Origin of the sequence: Nocardia sp. NPDC050710 (genome assembly GCF_040654375.1) — a bacterium.
In the GTDB taxonomy this organism is placed as follows: Bacteria; Actinomycetota; Actinomycetes; order Mycobacteriales; family Mycobacteriaceae; genus Nocardia.
The window spans coordinates 1-17,260 of sequence record NZ_JBFAHV010000013.1 but is presented as its reverse complement, the minus strand read 5'-3'; the positions used below and the strand labels follow the sequence as shown (position 1 = coordinate 17,260).

The window sequence follows — 17,260 nt, the reverse complement described above, 5'->3', positions numbered from 1 at the left end:
CGCAGTGTGGGAGGTGGTCTGTGTGCCCGATATTCTCGATGTACTGCACGCTCGTTGCGCTGAGATCGCGGGTGAGGCGATCCTCTCGGGGGAGGAGCATCCACACCTCACGCTGACCACACGCGAGGTAGAGGAGCTGCTCGACCATATAGACGACCTGCACCGTCGCAACCGTGACCTCGACCTCGCTTACCGCGAGCTCGACCACCGGTACACCGTGCTTCGTCGAGCGACCCGCGAAGCCACCCTGTCGTTGGAGAGGATCCGTGCCGCGCTCGAGCAGCGCACCGCGCATCCGGAAGCCCATGCGCGCCAGGCATGCACCATCGCCAGCTTCGCCGCCCAGAACCTCACTGTCGCGAGCCTGAACACTGAAGGACCAGCGAGTTGACATCCCGCAGGTAGATGGTCGAGTCGACGTTCCCGCGTGCCGGGACATCCGGACCAGCCGCATGCCCATCGAAGACACTCGCGGGTCGAGCGCCGGGACCACTCCGGAGGTGTCGTCGTTGCCCGTCGAGATCTACGGTGGAGATATGACCGCCTTGGAATATCAGCATGTGCTGGTCGCGCGGGACGGCGACACGGTGCGCATCACCATGAACCGGCCGGAGCGGCGCAATGCGCTGTCCGGCGAGCATCTGGCCGAACTGCTCGCCTCGTTTCGAGCGGCGGGCGAGACCGACGCCACCGGGATCGTGCTCGGGGCGCACGGTCCGGTGTTCTCCTCGGGACATGATTTCGCCGACGTCGCCGGGCGCGACCTGCTCGGTGTCCGGGAACTGCTCACCCTGTGCACCGAGCTCATGTCGACCATCGAATCGGTGCCGCAGGTGGTGATCGCTCGCGTGCACGGTCTGGCCACGGCCGCCGGCTGCCAGCTGGTCGCCTCCTGCGATCTGGCCGTCGCCGGCGAATCCGCCGGTTTCGCTCTCCCCGGCGGCAAGGGTGGCTGGTTCTGTCACACCCCCGCGGTACCGGTGGCCCGCGCTGTCGGCCGTAAACGGCTGATGGAAATGGCCCTCACCGGCGATCCGATCGATGCCCGCACCGCCGAACAGTGGGGCCTGATCAATCGAGCGGTGCCGGACGCCGAGCTGGACACCGCCGTGGACGAGTTGCTCGCGCGCGCTACCCGAGGCAGCCGGGCCAGCAAGGCGCTCGGCAAACGCACTCTCTACAGCCAACTCGACCGCCCCGAAGCAGATGCGTACGCCCTCGCCCTGGAAGTCATGGCCGCCTCCGCCCAGCTTCCCGGTGCTCGCGAAGGGATGGCGGCCTTCCTGGCGAAGCGCCGGCCCGTCTGGCGCGATTAGCGCCGGGAAACTCCTGATCGGCACGGGTTCTCGGGCTGCGGCTCAGACGCGAATGTTGTTGAGTGCCGCGAGATAGTCGGTCGGGTCGATTGCCTTTCCATCGCGCCTGACCTCATAGTGCAGATGGGGCCCGGTGGATTTGCCGGTGGATCCCACGGCGCCGATCTGGGTCCCCGCGGGGATCTCGTCGCCGACCTTGACGAGGGGTCTGTCCTGTTGATGGGCGTAGATGGATACGGTGCCGTCGGGTGCGCGAATTTTGACGTGGTAGCCGTAACCGGTGGTGTAACTCCAGCCCGCTTCGATCACCGTGCCGCCGGTGGCCGCGTAAATGGGGGTTCCGGCGGGTGCCGCGAGGTCTATCCCCGTGTGTTCCCCACCGCGAGCGCGGAAATTCGAAGTCACCGTGTACGTTCCGGAGTCGAGTGGGAGCCGTGCTCGGCCGTCTCCGGGGATGGGGGGACCGGCGGGTTCCGTTGTTCCGCCGATGCCGCCGACAGCCGGTGGGGCGTACCCGGCATCCGGCGTCGGTCTCGGCCCGGGTGGGGCGGGGAAGCCCTGGATGAGTTTCTTGACCGGTATCACGTTCCGGTCGGCGTTGGTGCGCCCGTCGCGGACAATATCCAGGGCTTGTTGCAGTGCGGTTGTGAGTATGCGGCTGATCTTCAGCTGGCCCCAGGGTTTGTCGGCGTCCGCGCCGATGGCCGAGATCTGGGCGTAGACATTGCGCAGGATGCGATAGATCGCGGCCTGGTCGTCCTTGTGGTCCTTGGCCAGCTTCTCGATATACCCGGCGAGGTCCCTGTCCAGTCCGTTGAATTTTCCCGCGGCCTTCTGCATGGACTGGGTCTGGCCCTCGAGCGCGTCCACGGCTGCTCCCGAACCGTCGACCTTACTTGCTTGCGCCGCCAGATCGCTCCCGTCGACGCTCTTGCCGCCCTCGCCGTACAGGTGTGCCAGCGAGATCAGGGTGTTGATCGCGGCGCGGTTGGACGAGGAAAGGCCCTCGGCGATATCCGCGGCGGCCTCGGCGCCAACGGCTGGATCCGTCACCTCTGAGCCCGCCACGACCGCCTCCGCATCGTTGCCGGCACACTCGAATATGCACCGCGCGTAACGAATTGATTGTTCCTCCCCGCCGAACAACTACTCCCCATCGTTGGGAATGCGTGGGTTGTGAGAGTTCTGCGCGCCGCAGCCATCGGTGGTGGCTATTGTGTGACGTCGCCCCAGATCAGTTTGGCGAGTTGGTCGCGGTCGGCGGCGTCGAGTTTGGTGCAGGCCCGGTAGATGTGGCCTTCGACGGTGCGTACCGAGACGCACAGCCGCTCGGCGATCTGGCGGTTGGACAGCCCGCGTGCGATGAGGGCGGTGATCTCGCGTTCCCGGTCGGTGATCGGCAACGGGTGGGCAGCGGATGCGATAGCGGGGGTGGTCGCTCCATCGCATCGGGCGGCGAGGTCCAGGGCACGGGCCGCGGCTTGGGCGCTGAGTCGGCGTTGGCCCGCACGATCATGGATCGGAACCGATTGCGCCGCGGCGTCGGCGGCTGACAGTAGTAGTCCGGCATTCTCGAACTCGACACTGACCGCGGACAGCGCGTGTGTGTCGGAGTGTTCGACGGCGGCGGCGTGGCGGGCGTAGATCGCCACTACGGGCCCTTGCACGCGGCCGGCGAGTGAGGCCAGCCGTGGGGCGAGGGTTCGGTCGCCGAATCGGGTGGCGTGGTGCAGGGCTTCGGCTTCCAGTGCGTACTGGCCCGCGGTGTGGGCGATGGCTGCGGCCTTGCGGGCGAGTTCGACCGCGGAATGCTGACTGCCGGAGCCGGCCGCCAGCCACGCGCGGGCGATCATGCGTTGCGGTTCGTGCAGGGCCATATGTGGACCGGTGTATTCCTCGGCGTCGCCGAGAACCCGTTCGGCTTGTCGGGAGTCGCCCAAGGCCGCGTAGGCGCGGGCCAGAATCAGCTGCGCCGGCAGTTTCCAGGGGAGTGAGGATTCGGCGTGGAGTGCGGCCAGGGCTTGTTCGAATGAGGTGATCGCCTCGCGGAAGCGGCCACGGTAGGTGGCTACGACGCTGCCCGCGATTTTACCGATCGCCCAGCCGAGAAACTGTGTGGCGGAGGAGAACTCGCAATATTCGGTGGCCCGCTGCTCGGCGACGTCGAGTTCGCCGATGATGGTCAGTGCCAGCACGTCGCCGTAGCGCACCATGACCCGGATCATGCCGTCGGTGGTTTTCTGCTGGGCCCGGCTGCGGGCCGCGATCGGTGCGAAGTCGGCGCCGCGCCCGGCGACCGGCATCGCCAAGCCGAGGGCGAACGCCGCCCAGTCGACAGCTTGTTTCGGGGAATTCGGGTCGGCGAGTACACATTCGGCGGCCTCGATACCGTCAGCGATCTTGTTCTCGTGTATCGCCATGGTCGCGTCCACGGCATCGACGATGAGGCGCAGCGCGGGATGCTCGACGCGCTCACCCAGCAGGTTCATTATTTCATGGCCGCGTTCGACATCGCCCACGCACCAGAACAGCCGGCTGGCGCGCGGAACACCCCATTGGACGAGTTGAAGTTGATCGAGGCGGTCCGGGTCGAAGTCGGCGAGGACCTCGTCGGCTTCCTGCGGTCGGCCCTGCCACAGCAGGGCGCGGGAGAGTAGTTCGGCTGCGGGCAGCCCGCCGCCGCGCTCGCATGCGACGCGTGCGAGGCGTTCACCCAGCGACAGATTGGACAGGGCGACAGCGTCTTTGGCGGCGGTGATCAACAAGTCGTTATCGATGGGCTGGGCGCTGTCGACGCACAGTTGTGCCAGTCTGATGCGGTGGGCAGCGGTGCTCAGATCCTCGTCGCGCAGTCTCTCGACTATGCGGCCGCGGCGCTTGCGCGCGGCGGCGGTGCCGATCCGGCGACGCACCACGTCACCGAGTAGCGGGTGGCTGAAGCAGGCGCTGACAGACCAGCCGTCGCGGCTGGTGCGGATCAGGCCGGAGATTTCGGCGGCGTCCACGGCGTCCTCGCCGACGAGGTCGGAGAGGACGTCGATGTCCAGTGGCTCGTAGAGGGCCAGCATCTTCAGCGTGTCCAGGACCGGCTCGCTTACTCGGTCGAGCCGGTCGTCGAGGAGTGCGACCAGCCCGGAGGGCACCGCGGCGGGCCCGCGTAGTTGCCAGACCCCGTTGACTTCGGTCAGGGTGCCCGCCTCCACGGCGCCTTCGACCATATTGCGCAGGAACAACGGATTTCCGCCCGATGACTCCCACATGACGTCGGCGCTGAGGCCTTCCAGGGTGCCGCTCAGGACGGTCTCGACGAGTGCGACGCACTGCTGTTTGGTCAGTGGTTCCAGTTCGATGCGTTCGAGGTAGCCGTCCTTCCACAGGGACGTGACCGCATCAGGGACTGGTTCGCCGGTGCGGACGGTGGCCACGATACGAGCGGCGCGGTCGACGGCGATCTGGTGCAGCAGGGTCGCGGAGAGTTTGTCGAGCAGGTACGCGTCGTCGACGCCGATCACGGTGTTTTGTTGGCCGAGTAGGTTTTCCCTGGCCGAGCAGAGTAGTGCGATGGGATCGCGAGAGGCGGTCGGGGCGATCCACGGCGCGAATACACCCAGGGGAATAGCTTGGGACGACTCGGTACATGCCGCCCACCGGACGGGGGTATCCAGTCCCGAGGTCACGAGTCGGGCGAGGGTGGTCTTGCCGACCCCGGCGGCACCGACGAGTACGACACCGCCGACATCGCCGCTCGTTAACGCTGCGCGAACGGCCTCGTATTCGACGGGGCGATCGAGCAGTTGCCAGCGCTCCCCCATGAGCAATAATTCTAGATCTTGCCCGCCGCCGCCGCGACGGGTTTTCGCTGGCGTGCGCACGGTGGTGGTTCCGGCTCGCGCACCTGCCGCCGAGGGTGGGGGCGGGTGCGCGGGCGACGCGGTGGTCATTCTGGAAGTTGGTCCGGGGTCGGTTCGAGCCGGGGGGCGTTGTTGACGTTGTGGCGGTAATCGCTGGATGCCTCGTATACGCGCTGCTTGAGCCGGTTGATCGATCCCAGTGGCCGGTGGGCAGCCAGACCGCGCCAGGAGTTGAACGACAACACGTCGTCACCGAAGGCGCGCCGTTGCGGGGTGTAGGGGTCTTGGCGGTCGAAGCGGATGGTCGCCACCGTCCGGTGCGGTGATTCGGCTTCGGGCCAGGCGACGGTGGCGTCCTCGATCGGCATGGTGTCGAGGTCGGTGCACAGCTGCACGCGCAGCTCGTATTCGGCGCTGTGGCAGGCGAAGAAGTCGACGACCATGTCCTGGTGGGCGTTGATGCCCGCGTCGTGGCTCACCGGTTGACCCGTCAGGGCGCTGACTTCCGGTGAAACCGGGGTGTAGAGGATCTTGGCGATGTAGTCGCCGTAGCGCAGGGGTGCCGAGGAATAGAAGGTTTCGCCCAGGATATGGGTGTTGGGCCGGACGAACACGCCCAGATTGGGTGGCAATGGACGTCCGATACGCCGCAACACGTGCTCGTCGAGCGCGGAGAGGACGGTGCTGCCCGTATGCAGGACGGAATCGGGCAACCGGGCCAGCACCCATGCGGTGGGCATGCCCTGGGTGTAGTAGGCGTGGGCGTCGGCGAACAGGAATTCACGGTGGGTGACCATGATGAAGTCCTGGGTGCTGGCCGTGTCGCCGGGCAGTGCGCGTGGCCCGTCCACGCCGAGCACCTTGATTCCCAGCCCGCGCACGCCGCGCAGCTGGTCGCTGCGGATTACGCCGGAGGTACTCGACAGCCGGGCGACGACCGGATAAGTGGCCGGGGTGGCGAATAGGCCCTGGGCCAGTTCGGATGGCAGGCCGGGGTGAACGGTGAGTTCGCCGCGCAGGATGCCGTGACTCTTGGCGTGCGCGTCGCGCAGCCCGTGCTTGTAGTTGCGATAGGCGCGTTCGTTGTTGCTGCGCAGCACCGCGATGATCTTGTCGATATCGCGGTCTTCGTCGGGGCGCGGCCGTTCGAGATCGTCGCGGTAGCGAAGGTAGGTCCGGGTGGTCGTGCGCGGTGCGGTCAGGTCGGTCATCGCGGTCGCTTCCTTTCCTGCTCACGCAGCGGGCCGACGCTGCGCCACGGAGCGAACGGGTTGGCGACACCGTCGAGCGCGGGCGCCAAAGTGGGAAAGTGACGCAGCAGGACGCTGCGCATGGTGTTGTCGCGTACCCACGCCATGCCGGCCTCGGTGTAGATCTCGGGACGGAAGTCGGTAGTGAAGAATCGGTCACCCGACAACCGCCGCGAGGCCATCAGTACGAATACGCGGAATGCGGTGTCGCTGAAGCCGAATCCGGGTGGTTTGGGCTCGGCGTAGAGCCCGATCATGAGATCGACATCTTCCACATCGCCGTAGACCCGCTCGAGTTCCCGCGCCCACACCGGGTTGTCGGTCAATTCGTCGAACGAGGTGGCAGGTCGCAGGCGCAGTTGGCGGCGGAACTCGTTGTAGCGCGGTACTCCTCGTTCACGGACCCGCAGGATGTCCACGGTCGCGAGATCCATCAGCGGGTGGCCGGGGCGGTCGAGTTTCTGCAGGTGGACCGGATAGTTGTGCAGGGTCAGCGCACCGGGGTTGGCGCGGCCGAAAGAGTAGAACATCGCGTCCATCGATGTCTCGGCCAGACGCTCGCGGATGTGGGCGACCCCCAGATCGGGTAGCTGATACTCGGCGACGACACTGTCGTCGGCCAGGCTGCGGATCACGAAGTCGTCGGGGATGAGCGGATGCATCCGATACATGGCGACGAATTCCTCGGTCAGCGAAAACGGGACACCGTGGTCATCGGTGGCGGATCCGGGTATGCCGCACAACACTTCGTTACCACTGAGGCGACCGAACCGGCGAGCGATCCGTTCCCCGAGGACGCCGAACCAGTTGGCGCGCATGGCGGCGACGGTGGTTGGGTGGGCGATAATGGCCGGTGTCCAGTCGATGGTGTGGATCTTGGCGAGCAATGCCGAGTTGACCAGACGAGCGGTGTTGTAGAGCTGATCGTCGCTCATGTCGGGGTAGCGGCGGGCCAAGCGCTCGCAGATCGCATTGTGTTCGCGCATGAACAGCGAATGCAACAGAGCGAGTCCGACCCAGGCGTTGGCCGCCGTGCCGGACAGATCCAGCAGCCCTTCCACGTCCAGTGGCGGCAGTCCCAATTCGTCGACCTCGAGGCGCCCTTTCTCCCCGGTCCGTAGCGCTGCGGCGAATTTCGGTGTGCTGCCATAGATTTGGGAGGCATCCCACCAATGGGATTCCTGGGTAGTGTAATTCGGGGGACCGTCGGGGTCGGGGCTGGGGATCGTGGGGGTGCGCGGGATCGTCATAGGCGGCGCCGGCCACGGATCCAGATCGGACAGCGGAATCGTCCAGGGCTCCGCATCGGCATCACCGTGGCTGAGCCAATCGTGGACCTCGAACTGAATCCAAGCCGCCGCCAGCAGATTCAATGTGGTCGCGGGCTGAAATTGTTTGCGGGTCAACAGATCTCGACTGATCAGCCGCGGGTTTGGTTCCAGAATCCGGTCGGAATCCTCCGGATAGGTGTGTTCCAGTGGGATGTTGCGACCGAACCGGCAGCCGACCGAACCCGCGCGGGGTTCGGCGAGAGTGTTGTAGGTCCCGTCGATGGTTCGTGCGCGCAGGTGTTCGCCGACAGTGGACCCGTCGGTGGGCAACGGTCCGTCCGGATGAGGACCGGTGTCGAAGAGATTCTCGGCGCGCAGGCGGCTGCGCAAGCCGACGAGGACGGCCAACCCCACCGGGGAGGGCAACCGGAACCAGCCGACACCGCGATCGAGCGCCTCGGCGACCGCGACCAACAGTCGGGTGACGGGCGGCAGGCGACGCGACGACGGAGGCGGCTGTGAAGTGGGGGGAATTGTCGACTTTTCACTGACCATGAGGAACCTCCAGTGGCTGGCGCGAGCTGCGACGCGCCAAGATCGAATTCGGATGCCAGTCTCCGGGGCGCCCGGACACCCGTCACGAGTAGTCGACTACGCCAACCCGATCGCTGGAACAGAAGTGCCGATCCTTCACAACCGCGACACCTGTTCTGTCGCGACGACTACCGCCCTGGTGAGCCGTCCGGGTCCGAGCTCTTACTTTTCCCGTACACCGCCGATGTCACCTGGCAGCGGGTGCCAAACCGCGCAATCGGGTAGCGCGGTACGCGCGCCGGACGGCCGCGGTTGGACAACGCTGTCTTCGATGATGCTGCCGGACGGCGGGACGCATCCGCGGCAGCTGCGAGAAAGGGGCGCTTCGGTGATCACTCCGATCGAAATCAAGGTCAACCTCGAAGGGGGCATCGCGGAGGCGCTGACCCGGCTGGAGTGCGCGGGCCGGCCGGCGATCGACCGTCGCATCTGGTTCGCCGAGCCCCGTCCCACCGGGCCCGGCGCAGCGCCGACGCTGCTGTCGAGCCGAATCGTCATTCGATTACGCAGCGGCGAGAACGATGACCTGACCGTCAAACTGCGCCCCTGCCTGCCATCGCAATTGGTCGGCAGATGGACCACCCCCTTCACCGACGACGGACTGCGGTACCGCATCGAAGAGGACTGGAACGCGGAACGCCGCGTCCTGTCGGCCTCGGCGGTCAGTGACCGACCGGCCGGATCCCTACGTGACGCGACCGTGCTCGGCGCCGACGTCACCACCGTTCTGGCCACCGCCCAGCGCCAACTCCTGGTGAGCTGCACGCCACCGGGGGTTGCCGTCGACCGCCTCCTGGCCATGGGCCCCATCGCGTCGACGAAGTGGACGAAGGTGCGCGTGGGGGATCTGCAGGTCGATGCCGAGCGCTGGACCGTCGCCGACCTCGACCTGCTCGAGCTGTCCCTGAGAATTACTCCCGAACACGGTGAGTCACGCGGCGAGGTGCGAAACCGCGCCCTCCATCGACAACGCAAACTCGAGGCCGCGGTCCGTCGATGTGGTCTGCGCATCGCGACCGGCGATACCAAGACCCAGCAGGTGCTCGCCGCGTTGACAGCGCGATCGATCCGCCGGTGATCCCTTCGCGCCACGAACTGCGGCCGTGACCGTCAACCCGCGGGACCGCCGCGCGCATGAGCCGACCGCACCGTGACCTGGTCACTTGGCCGCACCCCTGCCGGGCAGACCAGACGTGGGAAGGCGCTGGCGAATGAGGTAGCAGAATACCCTAGCTCGACATCGATACACAGCGGACGATGGCTTGTGCAAGAACAGAATTCACACTGACGGAAGCCAGCGGACATTCGGGCACTACTTGTACGCGACACCGAGGGACGCAAAGCCGCGAGCCCGACAACGATCGGACGCTTTTCCCGGAATTCGATGAGGCATTCCTATCGGAGCTCGAGCCGCGGGCCGTCTACCGCAGCGGCCCGGGTTCTGGCCACGACAACGACGACATGGCCGCTCCACCATCCGCCGACCGCATGCGCCCAGAATCAGCCCGACCGCGGTTGCATACGGCCAGAGATACGGCGGCGAGATGCGCGGACGGTGCGGGCGAGCAGCGTCACGGTGCGGGGGTGAACCTCGATCGGCGCGAGGGGATGTCGTCGTTTCCGGGCCAGCGGATGAGCATGGCCGGTCACGTGGTGGCCGGTGTTGCTGCCGGAGTGCTAGTGGATCGGCAGGGGGTTCGCGCTGCATCGAGCGCTGTGCTCGATCGGTGTCGATGGCCGATCGCGTTCTGCGAAGTAGCATTCCGGTGCACCTGATGCCACCATACGACTATGCGGTCGACCACCGGGCCGGGGTTGCGAGCCCACTTGATGTGATCGTCGCTGGCACCGGCGGGAACGATCGTTGTGCTGTAGTCCCATCGGGTGAGATGGCGGGCATCGAACAGTTGGTCCGCGAATGCCTCGACACCGCCTCTCGGCGCGAGGGTGTCGCCCTCGAGTGCGATCACCAAAGACGGCGTGTCGATCGTGCCCCGGGTGGGATACGGCGGGTGTCCCGTCAACACCATCCTGGCCCATTCCCGCATGAGCGTGCGCGCCCCGGGCGCGCCGAAGGCTGGTTTGGGCAGGTAGCCGAAGCCGCCTGTCACGACCGGCACCAGCGAGGCCATCGTGGCTACGGGTAGCCCGAATTTCGGGTAGTGGCGGAAGTGCGACAAGCATCCGCCAACGGTGATCAGTCCGTCTGCGCCGTGATGATCGAGCTCATAACCTGCTGCGAGCTGGGCGCCCAAGCTGTGTCCCAGCACGATGACCGGACGCGACGCGGACCGGGCTTGCTTCACAGCCTGGGCGATGGTGCCGATTTCGTCTCGGTACGACCAGTCGTTGTTGCGTGACACCTGCGGCTCGCCGTGTTCGAATCCCCGACGGGGCAGAGCGATCGCCTGGCCGGTTCCCACGGATGATCCCAGGCTTTCAGGTGCGCTTGGCGAAGCCGTCTATCCGGCCGCGGGCCAAGACATGGCCGACGGCTCCGACAGCGCTTCCGAGGCGACGCCGCTCGCCGGAGGGGATGGCTTCGGCGAGCGCGAACAGCTGGATGGCGTAACGATGCGGGCCATGGCCGGGGAGCGGTCGAGGGCCGTTGTAGCCGGACGTAGTACCCACTCTGAGCATGTGCACACCTGCGGAGACGGTACCGGGGTTCAGGCCTGCGATCGGCGGCATCGTGACCGTGGGATCGAGCAATGCGGCACCATGGCTGGAGGGGAAGGGCAACGGTACGTCGGCATCTTGTATCACCAGGAGCAGTTCGGCAGTGCCGACGGGAGCCGGATTCCATGCCAGCGCGGGCGACAAATCGTGGCCACCGAGCTTGGTGTTCAGGCAGTCCCTATCATGCGGTCACCTCCGGCTCGGGGATCTGAACGAGAAGCGCATGGTGATCGCCACCGATTCCGGTTCGCTCGTCGTCGAGGGCGGGGCCTTCAGGATCAAGGCTGCCGACGGCACCACGGTTGCAGGGGCGCCGCTGACCTGCCGGCTCGACGATTTCGAGTTCCCGATTGCGGTAGAAATCAAGGACCGCACGGCCACTCTGACCCCGCAGCTGGATGTCGAGCACGCGGTGTACAAGCCGACGGCATTGCCTTTCGAAAGTCAGGCTCCGTGGAAGACCGAGTACGAGCGTGAGCAGGCCGCGGGACCCGAATGACGTGCACGATCACCTTGGGCGCTGCAATCGGCACACTGGCCGGTGGTCTCTGCGGTGCGGTGGGGCTGTGTCCTCGCCGGTGCGGGCAGGTGCTGTCCTCACCGGCGCGCTCTCGGCGATGTTCGGAGCCCTCCCCGGCCCGGTAGTCGGTTGCAGCACATACGTACCTGTCGACCTTGTGCACCTTCCCGGCACCACTGTGAGGTTCTGGCCAGAGGCTGGTGACCCAAGCTGATGAAATCGGCGGCGAGGGGGTTGAGAGGGTGTAGTTCGAGAGAACTGCCGAGTGGGTCGCCGAGTCGGCGTTCAGTGACAATGACCGAAAGTGGTTGTAGTGCAACGATATGTTCTCATTATTGGGAACGGCTGGAGGTCGAAACCTGTTCCCGTTCAGTACAGTTCAGCTACCCGGGCCGCAATTCCTGCCCCGGGATCCTTTATCCCGCCCCGTGTCGACGGCTGCGCATTTCGCGATCGGCAGATCAGCGATGCGTGAATTACGGAGCCGTCGCGGGCAATCGAAAGGAAGTTCGCCATGGGAAATCTGTCGGAACTCGCGGGCCGTGACCGTGAGCAAGTGATGAAAGCCGCGCCGCCCGCGCTCCGCGCGGCACTGGCCCGGCATATCTCGCAGTCCGATGAGGGCTCGTTCAAGTCCTTTATCGGTACGGACCAGTAGTCCGCGCGAATCGAAGGGGCCGTGGGCGAGTCGGTACGCCGAATAGCCTGCGGCCCCACCGCCGGGCGTCCGTACCGTTACCGAGGGAAGAGGGCCGCAACGATGGGAAACTCGACAGAGGAATTGCCCTGGTCCGGTTGGGGATTGGATTTCGCGGAGTTGCGTCATAGTGGCTGGCAGCCGCTGGCCTTCCGCGAATTCGTTGTCAAAATTCACGGCCTCTGCAACTTGGCCTGCGACTACTGCTATGTCTACGAGATGGCCGACCAGAGTTGGCGCGACAAGCCGAAGACCATGAGTCGTGAGGTATTCGACCGGGCCTGCCGGATGATCGCCGATCATGCCGCTCGCTTCGCGGTGCCCACGATCGATCTGGTCTTCCACGGCGGCGAACCGCTGCTGGTGGGAACAAATGAACTGGACTACTTCGCACGCACCGCGCGTCAACTGTTGGAGCCGGATATCAAGGTGCGCTTGGGTATTCAGACCAATGGTGTGCTGATCGACGAGGACGTGCTGCGCGTCTGCGAGCGATGGGACGTCCGCGTCGGGGTCAGCCTCGACGGTGGCGCGACCGAGCATGACCGGCACCGGCTCGACCGGCGGGGCCGCGGCAGCCACGCCCGGGTGACCGCTGGACTCGAACGTCTGCTGACCGGCGAACGGCGCCGACTGTTCGCAGGTTTGCTGTGCACCATCGATCTGGCGAATGATCCGGTACGCACCTACGAGTCGCTCTTACCTTTCCGCCCGCCAGCCGTGGACTTTCTACTGCCGAACGGCAGTTGGACCACGCCGCCACCCGGCCGTATCCCCGATCCGGCCACAGCCCCATACGCCGACTGGCTCATCGCCATCTTCGACCGCTGGTACGGCGCACCGGAATTGGAGACGCGGGTTCGAGTCTTCGATGACATCATCGATCTGCTATTGGGCCGTTCAGCAGCCTCAGAGCTGGTCGGCATGGCGCCGGTTCGGCTGGCGGTCATCGAAACAGACGGCTCATTGGAGCAGGTCGACGAGCTGAAATCGGCCTTCGACGGCGCGGCTCGGATCCCGGTCCGGGGCGACGGCAACCAATTGGACGCCGCGCTGTGGGAGCCCTCGATCGCGGCGCGTCAGATCGGTGCCGCGGCGCTGGCCGACACCTGCCGTGCCTGTCCGATCCACACCGTGTGCGGCGGTGGACATTACGTGCACCGGTACCAGGAGGGCGCCGGATTCCGCAACCCGTCGGTGTATTGCGCCGACCTGAAGAAGCTCATCGGCCACATCGAAGCCCGGGTGCGAACGGATCTCATCGCTGCCAGAGCTTGACGGCACAAAACAGACTAGGAGATGACCGATGACAGTCTTGTTGGACGAGAGCATCGACATCACAACGGATTTGAGTTCGGGACACGGATCCGGAGCCGGCGCCTCGGCACTGATGCAGGGATTGCTCACGCTGCGCATGATGCTCCTGCACGCGCTGGTCGATGAAGTGGCGGACCATCCCGAGGTGACTGCCCAGGCCGGCGTCGTCGACGCCTACCGGGCGCTGGCCGATGTACAGGCCCACCATCCGGAGGTGGTGGCCACCCTGCTGTGCTATCCGAACACGGGCACCTGGCTCAACCACGTATTGCTCCGTGCCACTGCGGAATCCGATGATTCGCGGGTTCCGCTCTGGGCGGACTGCGGCTATCTGGGGTGGCTGGCCGCCTCGGCGAGCATCATGTCCGGGACCGCGGGCTCGGCACAGCTGGTGCTGCGCAACGGTGCGGTCATGCTGCCCGGCCTCGGGCTGGCGCGGCTCGGTGAAGACGACGTGTGTGGACACTGCGACCTGAGCTGGACGACCTCCGGCACATTGCATTTCACCGCAGCGACCGGATCCGTCCAGGTCGACTCCGTAGCGGAGGAAACACAGTCGGCCTGGCTCCCGCTGCACTTCCTGGGCGGCGGCGACGGCGAACCGCTGGTCCGGTTGGACGATCTGGATCCATTCCGGCAGCGCCAGGCCGGGCTGCCCATGCCACGACTCGACGCCGAGCAAGCCAGGCGCTGGCAGCAGGACTTCACCGCCGCGTGGCAGCTCCTACATCGTGACCTGGACCGGTATGTCGCGCCGATGCGGGAATGCCTGCGCAGCATTACGCCGTTGAGCGTGCAGGCGCGAGTGGAGACGGCGTGCTACACCTCTTACAACGGGCCCGGTTGCGTCTACACCACCGCCACGATCGACACCTGTGAGTTCGCGCTCACTCTGCTGCACGAGATCCAGCACACGAAGTTCAATCTTCTCTCCGATCAGGTCGAGCTGTTCATCCCCGATACCGCCTGTCGGTTCTACGCGCCCTGGCGCGACGACCCGCGACCGATCTTCGGTCTGCTACACGGGATTTACGCATTCTTCGGAGTTGTCGATTTCTGGCGGGTGCACCGCACCTCGAACTGTCACGGATCACTGCAGGCGCATGCCGACTTCGAACTGTGGCGCACACAGCTCTCGGTGGCCACGGTGCAGGCGGCGGACTCAGGGCTGCTCACCGACGCGGGCCATCGTCTGCTCCGAGGGCTCGAAACGGCCATGCGCCCGTGGAACGACGAGCAGGTGCCCGCGGAAGCGCGGTATGCGGCAGCGGAATCCTCTGCCGCACATCGGACCTACTGGGCGGTGCGGAATTCGGTACCCGACCCGGAGGTCATCGCCGAACTCGCTGCGCGGTGGGATTCGGGCAAGAGGCCCGTCCCAATCCTGCCCTCGGCGAGTCTGATCGACCAGGCGGGCATCCCGGCGCGGTACAAGGGGCTGCACCTGGCCGCTCAGCTGACCACATTCGACACCGCCGCGGCGGCCGCGCTGTCGAGTCCGGAGCAGCCAGCGGGGGATCACGCATATCTGACCGGGGATATCGCCGGAGCACACGTGCTCTACAGTGAGGAACTCCGCGCGGATCCGTTACGGCCGCAACTCTGGGCTGGGCTGGCGCTGACAGCGCCGAAGATGTTCGGCGAGAACGACTTCGGTGTCCTCGCCGAACGAGCGGAGATAGCAGCAGGACTGTACGCCGCACTGGGCGCCGACACCGATATTCTGCAGTTGCTACGCTGGCTGTCGGCACCGTCATGATCGGCTCGGGGGCGCGCGTCCGGATCGACTTCGCGCTGTTGTGGTCCGGCAATGCCGTGTCCCTGATCGGATTTCACGGCACCAGGATCGCCGCGCCGCTGCTGGTGCTGTCATTGACCGGTTCGCCTGCGGCCGCCGGTTGGGTCGGTTTCGCGGTCAGCGCCCCGAGCCTGCTGTTCCGGCTCGTCGCGGGCGAGATCGTAGACCGGTATGACCGGCTCCGCATCCTTCGTATCTGCCAGACCGTCGGACTCCTCACGGCCTGCGCTGTCGCGGCGGCGGTGCTGTTGGACGCGCCCGCGCTGGTGCCGTTGATCGTGCTGGCCGCCTTCGTGGAAGGCGCCGTCTACGTCTTCGTGGACTTGGCCGAACTGGGTGCGATCTGCGATATCGTGCCCGAAGACCAACGCCCCGCTGCCTTCTCCTTCCTCGAGGCCGAGCAGCCGGTCGCGTCGCTGCTCGGCCGTGCTGTCGGTGGCGCCATCTACGGCTTGGCGCGCTGGTTGCCGTTCGTCATCGACGCCGCGTCCTATCTGTACTGTCTGGTCGCCTTGTCGTTGATTCGCCGGGATCCGGCCGTGGCGACGCGCTCGGCCGAAGCCGAATCGCATACCAGCAGAAGAGATCTCGCGGTAGGACTGCGGATGGTGTGGAACGAGCCGGTGCTGCGTACGACAACCGCCGCGGCCGGCGCGTCGAATATGATCATCCAGCTGGTGCTCCTGCTGATCTTGTTCGAGCTCGGTAGTGGCACGCACCCGACCTGGACCGCCGGGGTGGTGCTCGCCGCCGCGGGCGTGGGCGGCATTCTGGGCGCGGCGGTGGCGGCGCGGCTGACAGCACGATTCCAGGCCTTTTCGATCTACCGAGCTGGACTCTGGATATGGACCGCCGTGTTGTTGCCGATCGCGTTGAGCGACAACCCGATCGTGCTGGCTGTGTGCTGGGGAGGTGTGGGCGCTGTCGGAGTCGCCGGCAACGTGGCGATGACCATCTACCGGGTCGAGGTCATTCCGGAACACATTCTCGGTCGCGCCGCGGCGGCGGTCGCCCTGGTCGCCGATGCCGCAGTTGCTCTCGGCGCCCTGGGCGCGGGTTATCTCCTGACCGCGATGGGTGTCGTTCCGGTGCGCTGGATGTCATTCGGTCTGATGTTCGCCCTCGCTTGCGCTGCGGGTATCCGCCGCACCGTATCGGTGTCGGCGACAGCACCTGTCGGCTAGCCACTCGGCAACCGGGAGCGACCGGCACGGTCGCGGGCGACCCACCACCGTGCTCAGGATGTACGGCACATCGTCGGTGCTGGCTCGAGCAGTCCGCCTCGCGTAGGCTGCTGTGCGGCGAGAGGCAGGTTGATGAAACACCCGCTGTGGGAGCGGATCCCTACCGATCTCCGGTCCCGCGTCGATGAGCTGATCACCCAAGATCTGAAACTGCAGGCCGTCAAGGCGATCCGCGACACGGTGGATGATCCGTGCCCCGGACTATACGAATGCATGGATCTTCTCGTCGAACGGTGCGTCGAACTCGACGAGCCGTGGGTCAGGCCGAGCCCGCCGCTGCACCTCGATGATTTGATCAACCAGGTCGCGGCATTGCCCCACATCCCGGATGTCATCGAAGCTCTGTGGGATGGCGACACCAACGGCTGGTTCGTACTGCTGATCGCCGTGACCCTGCAACCGAAAACCGAACATGACCTCGCCCTCATCAGGCACGGCACCGACCTTCGACTGTTCAACAGCGATGTCCCACCATGGACCGAAGCGCAAGAAGCCACATCCATCGGTTGCGCCCTCGCTGATCGGCTCGGCGTACCGTTCCATTTCGCAAGCCCGGACAAACCCGACCCGGACCCGCCTCGCTGGTGGGACGACAAGGCATAGCCACGCACTTCTCGGCGAAAGGATCGGCCATGCGGATATTGAGGACGCCCGACGAGCGGTTCGCAGGGCTACCCGGCTTCCCGTTCGAACCGCATTACGTGGAGGTGGCGGCCGGTGACG

Annotated in this window: 14 protein-coding genes and 2 pseudogenes; 10 read left to right on the top strand and 6 right to left on the bottom strand. The window is 66.0% G+C overall.

Annotated features, from left to right (window positions below; all coding sequences use genetic code 11):
- Positions 1-22: 22 nt before the first annotated feature.
- Together AB0H61_RS21975 and AB0H61_RS21970 are read left to right on the top strand one after the other, a co-directional pair.
- The gene (locus tag AB0H61_RS21975; protein ID WP_357307333.1) at positions 23-391 is read left to right on the top strand and encodes a hypothetical protein; all 369 of its coding nucleotides are present in this window, start codon (positions 23-25) and stop codon (positions 389-391) included.
- Between the two features lie 145 nt (positions 392-536).
- A complete protein-coding gene (locus AB0H61_RS21970; protein ID WP_357307331.1) occupies positions 537-1,316 on the top strand; it encodes an enoyl-CoA hydratase-related protein in 780 nt (259 codons plus the stop codon).
- Positions 1,317-1,358: 42 nt separating this feature from the next.
- On the opposite strand, the gene AB0H61_RS21965 is transcribed toward AB0H61_RS21970, so the two are convergent.
- The 4 genes from AB0H61_RS21965 to AB0H61_RS21950 form a co-directional block, all read right to left on the bottom strand.
- Positions 1,359-2,384: a M23 family metallopeptidase gene (locus AB0H61_RS21965; RefSeq protein WP_357307329.1), complete on the bottom strand. Its 1,026-nt coding sequence runs from the start codon at positions 2,382-2,384 to the stop codon at positions 1,359-1,361.
- A 143-nt stretch (positions 2,385-2,527) separates the two neighbouring features.
- Complete coding sequence (locus tag AB0H61_RS21960; protein ID WP_357307327.1) at positions 2,528-5,128, bottom strand: LuxR C-terminal-related transcriptional regulator; 2,601 nt, start codon at positions 5,126-5,128, stop codon at positions 2,528-2,530.
- A gap of 125 nt (positions 5,129-5,253) precedes the next feature.
- Positions 5,254-6,378, bottom strand: a complete 1,125-nt coding sequence (locus AB0H61_RS21955; protein WP_357307325.1) for a catalase family protein — start codon at positions 6,376-6,378, stop codon at positions 5,254-5,256.
- Entirely contained in the window at positions 6,375-8,243 is a 1,869-nt protein-coding gene (locus tag AB0H61_RS21950; protein WP_357307323.1) for a peroxidase family protein, read from the bottom strand. Before AB0H61_RS21950 ends, AB0H61_RS21955 begins: the two co-directional genes overlap by 4 nt.
- Positions 8,244-8,610: 367 nt before the next feature.
- Between AB0H61_RS21950 and AB0H61_RS21945 the strand changes: the two genes are divergently transcribed.
- Complete coding sequence (locus tag AB0H61_RS21945) at positions 8,611-9,360, top strand: hypothetical protein (protein ID WP_357307321.1); 750 nt, start codon at positions 8,611-8,613, stop codon at positions 9,358-9,360.
- A gap of 568 nt (positions 9,361-9,928) precedes the next feature.
- Here AB0H61_RS21945 and AB0H61_RS21940 read toward each other — a convergent pair.
- The gene (locus AB0H61_RS21940; protein ID WP_357307319.1) at positions 9,929-10,705 is read right to left on the bottom strand and encodes a hydrolase; all 777 of its coding nucleotides are present in this window, start codon (positions 10,703-10,705) and stop codon (positions 9,929-9,931) included.
- 16 nt (positions 10,706-10,721) lie between these two features.
- A complete protein-coding gene (locus AB0H61_RS21935) occupies positions 10,722-11,105 on the bottom strand; it encodes a hypothetical protein (protein ID WP_357307317.1) in 384 nt (127 codons plus the stop codon).
- Positions 11,106-11,187: 82 nt separating this feature from the next.
- Between AB0H61_RS21935 and AB0H61_RS21930 the strand changes: the two are divergent.
- The 7 genes and pseudogenes from AB0H61_RS21930 to AB0H61_RS21900 all read left to right on the top strand — a co-directional run.
- Positions 11,188-11,541, top strand: a pseudogene (locus AB0H61_RS21930) (hypothetical protein); the annotation flags it as partial.
- A 454-nt stretch (positions 11,542-11,995) separates the two neighbouring features.
- Positions 11,996-12,139 (top strand): hypothetical protein, encoded by a 144-nt coding sequence (locus AB0H61_RS21925; protein ID WP_357307315.1) that lies wholly within the window; start codon positions 11,996-11,998, stop codon positions 12,137-12,139.
- Positions 12,140-12,241: 102 nt separating this feature from the next.
- Positions 12,242-13,456 (top strand): FxsB family cyclophane-forming radical SAM/SPASM peptide maturase, encoded by a 1,215-nt coding sequence (locus AB0H61_RS21920; RefSeq protein WP_357307313.1) that lies wholly within the window; start codon positions 12,242-12,244, stop codon positions 13,454-13,456.
- A gap of 28 nt (positions 13,457-13,484) precedes the next feature.
- Positions 13,485-15,254, top strand: a complete 1,770-nt coding sequence (locus tag AB0H61_RS21915; protein WP_357307311.1) for an HEXXH motif domain-containing protein — start codon at positions 13,485-13,487, stop codon at positions 15,252-15,254.
- Positions 15,251-16,477: an MFS transporter gene (locus tag AB0H61_RS21910; protein WP_357307309.1), complete on the top strand. Its 1,227-nt coding sequence runs from the start codon at positions 15,251-15,253 to the stop codon at positions 16,475-16,477. The genes AB0H61_RS21915 and AB0H61_RS21910 overlap by 4 nt, the downstream gene beginning before the upstream one ends.
- A gap of 132 nt (positions 16,478-16,609) precedes the next feature.
- Positions 16,610-17,140, top strand: a complete 531-nt coding sequence (locus tag AB0H61_RS21905) for a hypothetical protein (protein WP_357307307.1) — start codon at positions 16,610-16,612, stop codon at positions 17,138-17,140.
- 29 nt (positions 17,141-17,169) lie between these two features.
- Positions 17,170-17,260 (top strand): annotated as a pseudogene (locus tag AB0H61_RS21900) (haloalkane dehalogenase); the annotation flags it as partial.